Below are 3,463 nucleotides of genomic sequence, written 5' to 3'. Positions count from 1 at the left end.
ATCAGAAGGTGAGCATCACCTTGCGGGCGTCGAACGCCTCCGCGTAGCGCGTCCCGCACTCGACGCCGCGCAGCCGCAGGGTTGCGCGGAAGGTCTCGTCGTCGAACCAGGCGCGGTCCTGCTGGCTGCGGAAATGACGTTTGAGATGGTCGAGTTTTGCCCCGACCGTCCCCTCGGGGATTGGGACGTACAGGCTGGGGGACAGCCGGTCGGCCTCCCATTTCGGGATCTCGTAGCCGAGGATGAGCGCCCCGCGAAAGGCCTGCCACGCCAGCTCGCCGAGCACCCGGTGATCCTGGTGAGCATCCGCGAGCGCCGGGGCGAACACGATGTCCGGGGTGACCTGGCGGGCGATCTGCAGCAGGACCTCCTTGACCCCGCTCCACTCCCGCGGGAGGAAACCGTCCCGGACCTCGTGCAGGTGCAGCGAACCGAGCGAGGAGCCGAGCAGTTCACGCGCGCTCTCCTCCGCCTCCGAGCCGCGCTCGCCCTCGCTCGAGAAGACCACCCAGTGCACGGCGGCCTCCGGATGGGCGGCCAGCAACTGCATGATCGTGGCAGCGGCGCCGATCTCCACGTCGTCCGCGTGTGCCCCGAGGGCCACGACGCTGTACGCCCGACCATCGGCCGGCGGGCCCGCCGTCAACGCCAGCATCCGGCACTCCTCCGCGCTCGCCCGCCCTTTCTCTCCCCCTCATGCCAGTGCACGAAGCCTCCGCCCCCCGGTTTCCCGGCAACCGGCCATGCCGTTGACCTTTCGCATCCACACCAACACTTGAAGTACCCAAGCACCCGGAGTGCCCACCGGACCGGCAGAAACACGCGGTGTCCGTCGAGCGGTTCAGAGCAACGCGTGATAGCGGTTCTGCGCGGGCTCCAGACCGTCGGCGATGAGCATCTCGACCGAGTCGGCCGCGTGTTCGAGCAGGAGGGGCAGCTCACGGCGTTCGGTCGGGGTGAAGTCCCGCAGCACGAAGTCGGCCGGATCCATCCGGCCGGGCGGACGGCCGATGCCGACCCGGACCCGCAGGTAGTCTCGTGTCCCAAGCGCCGAGGAGATGGACCGCAGACCGTTGTGGCCGTTGTCCCCACCGCCGCGTTTGAGCCGTACAGCCCCGAAGGGGATGTCAAGCTCATCGTGCACCACGATGAGCCGGGAGACCTCGGCCTTGTAGAAGCTCCGGGCCGCCGCGACAGGACGGCCGGAGAGATTCATGAAGGAGAGCGGGCGGGCGAGGACCGCCCGCGCCCCGGCCAGGCGGGTCTCGGCGACATCGGCCCGGGAACGGTGCGACTTCAGCCGCGACCCGGTCCGCTCGGCGAGCAGGTCCACGACCATGAAGCCGGCGTTGTGCCGATTGCCGGCATAGGTCGGTCCGGGATTGCCGAGGCCGACGACGAGCCAGGGCCCATCGTCGGCCGGGATGGTTACCATCGGCAGACAACATCGGCGATGGAGCGGATCCGCTTAGACGGACGCGCTCGCGACGCCGGCCTCCTCCGCCACCGGAGTCTCGCCGAGCGAGGCCTCCTGCTGAGCGTTCGTCCGCTTGGCCAGGCACTGCACGACGACCAGGTCGGGGTCGGCGTCGAGCTCGGAGCCGGCCGGCAGCGCCAGCTGGCGGGCGAAAATGCTCGTACCCGGCTCGAGCCCGGTGATGTCGACCTCGATCGGGCCGGGCAGCCGGGTGGCGTCGGCCTTCACCGCAATCGTGGTGACCTGCTGGTCGACCAGGGTGTCCGGGTGTGGTTCCCCGATCACCTGCACGGGGATATCGGCCACGACCTTCTCGCCCCGGGCTACGAGCACGAGGTCGATGTGCTCGAAGCTGCCCTTGATCGGGTGGCGCTGGACGTCCTTCGCGAGCGCGAGTTCGGTCCCCTCGGCCAGTTCGAGCGTCAACAGGACGTTCGTGCCGGCGTCGGTCTTGAAGGCGTGGAGTAGGTCGTGTGCGGGCAGCGCAATGTGACGCGGCGGCTTACCGTGACCATAGAGAACGGCCGGGACCTTGCCGGCCCGACGGGTGCGACGAGCCCCGCCCTTACCGAACTCGGTGCGCGGCTCCGCGGCGATGCGGACCTCGGACATGGCGGCGCTCATCCTTTCCTAAACTGGGGATCCGGCGCCGGAGGGCGGTGGAACCACCGCGGCGCGGTCCTTCACAGTACCGGACGCGCCACGGCAAGGGGGAAACGACCCCGTTCTGTCAAGACCCTTGGTGCGTCGCGGCCTTGGTCACCCTGCCCGGTCACGCCGGGCCGCACCTCAGCGCACCTGCGGCCGGATGGTGGCAGCGGGGCGGACCTCCACCTTGGCGGGTAGCCGCGGACGACCGACCGCGGTCCGGGCTCGATGGAGCACCGGGCCACGGATGTCGTCGAGCACGCCGGCGACCCCCGGCCCCGGGACAACGGTGACCGCGATCTCCAGCACGGGTTCCCGCCGGCCGCGCAGCACCGCCCGCACCGCCTCGATGCCCGCGATCCCGAACACGTCGTCCTCGACGGCGTCGGTCAGTGCCGCGGCGGACAGATGGACACCGCCGAGCGCATCATCCGTCACGTAGAGTCCACGACGCCGCGCCGCCAGCGCCGTCTGCGCCCGAAGCCACCCGAGGGCGAGCAGGACGACCAGCCCGGAACCGATCCCCACGGCGAGCCAGAACCAGGTGTGGGAGGTCGGGTAGGAACGGGTGTCGGCATCGAGCACCGCCTCGTCGGCGACGTCGTCTCCGAACGCACCGGCCCCCACCAGCAACGCGAGAACACCGGCCGCGAGGCAGAGCAACCCGACTCCGACCAGGGCGACCCGGTTGAGGCGGTCGGGCGGCGGCTCGGACAGCCCGGCCGGCCCACCGCCGGGCTCCGTGGGTACCCCGCCACCCGCCGAGCGGCCCTCGGCGGTCTGCCCTCCCGCTGCCCGTGTCTCGGTCATGCCGCACCGCCACCGGTCCGTCCCGCCCCGTTGACGGTCCGGTCCGCGGCCGGTGGGGTCGCCTGGATGCGCAGCTCGAGCGGCTCAGCCAGTTCGAAGGAGGCAAGCAAGGAGGCCAGGACGGCACCCGCGCGCTCCCGCGCGCCACCGGCGGCACGCGGCCGAAGACGCAGGCGGACGTCGGCGGTCCGGTCACGGACCCGAACCCGGGCGGCCCGCACCCCGTCGACGGTCAGGGCGGCGGAGCTCAGCGCCCGCGCAAGCCCTCGCCGCTCGACGAAGACAATGGTCTGCGCGCAGCTGCGCCGCACGGCGAGTCGGGACGGCGTTCCGCGCCGCGCTCCGAGCCAGATCAGCAGCAGGCCGACCAGAACGCAGATCCCCGCGGCCAGCCGGACCGCCCCGGAGGACCAGGCCGTGCCCGCCAGGCCGTCCGCCCACGCCGGCCAGTCGACCACGACGTAGCCCCTGCCACCGCCGGCCGCAGCCACGATCTCGATGACGGTGATGACCCCGGCGGCCGCGATC

5 protein-coding genes are annotated in these 3,463 nt (G+C 71.6%); all 5 read right to left on the bottom strand.

The features are described 5' to 3' along the window. Window position 1: 1 nt before the first annotated feature. Window positions 2-655 (bottom strand): PIG-L deacetylase family protein, encoded by a 654-nt coding sequence (locus tag AC08OP_RS22940; RefSeq protein WP_476616069.1) that lies wholly within the window; start codon window positions 653-655, stop codon window positions 2-4. Between the two features lie 186 nt (window positions 656-841). Beyond that, a complete protein-coding gene (gene pth / locus AC08OP_RS22935; RefSeq protein WP_476616068.1) occupies window positions 842-1,435 on the bottom strand; it encodes an aminoacyl-tRNA hydrolase in 594 nt (197 codons plus the stop codon). 33 nt (window positions 1,436-1,468) lie between these two features. Continuing rightward, the gene (locus tag AC08OP_RS22930; protein ID WP_476616067.1) at window positions 1,469-2,089 is read right to left on the bottom strand and encodes a 50S ribosomal protein L25/general stress protein Ctc; all 621 of its coding nucleotides are present in this window, start codon (window positions 2,087-2,089) and stop codon (window positions 1,469-1,471) included. 177 nt (window positions 2,090-2,266) lie between these two features. After that, on the bottom strand, window positions 2,267-2,935 hold the full coding sequence (locus tag AC08OP_RS22925) for an Asp23/Gls24 family envelope stress response protein (protein WP_476616066.1): 669 nt from the start codon (window positions 2,933-2,935) through the stop codon (window positions 2,267-2,269). Next, on the bottom strand, window positions 2,932-3,463 hold a 532-nt coding region (locus tag AC08OP_RS22920; protein WP_476616065.1), incomplete at its 5' end, for a DUF6286 domain-containing protein. The genes AC08OP_RS22920 and AC08OP_RS22925, both read right to left, overlap by 4 nt.

It is taken from the genome of Frankia sp. CeRuru1 (assembly GCF_977966315.1).
This window is presented reverse-complemented; position numbering and strand designations above follow the sequence as displayed.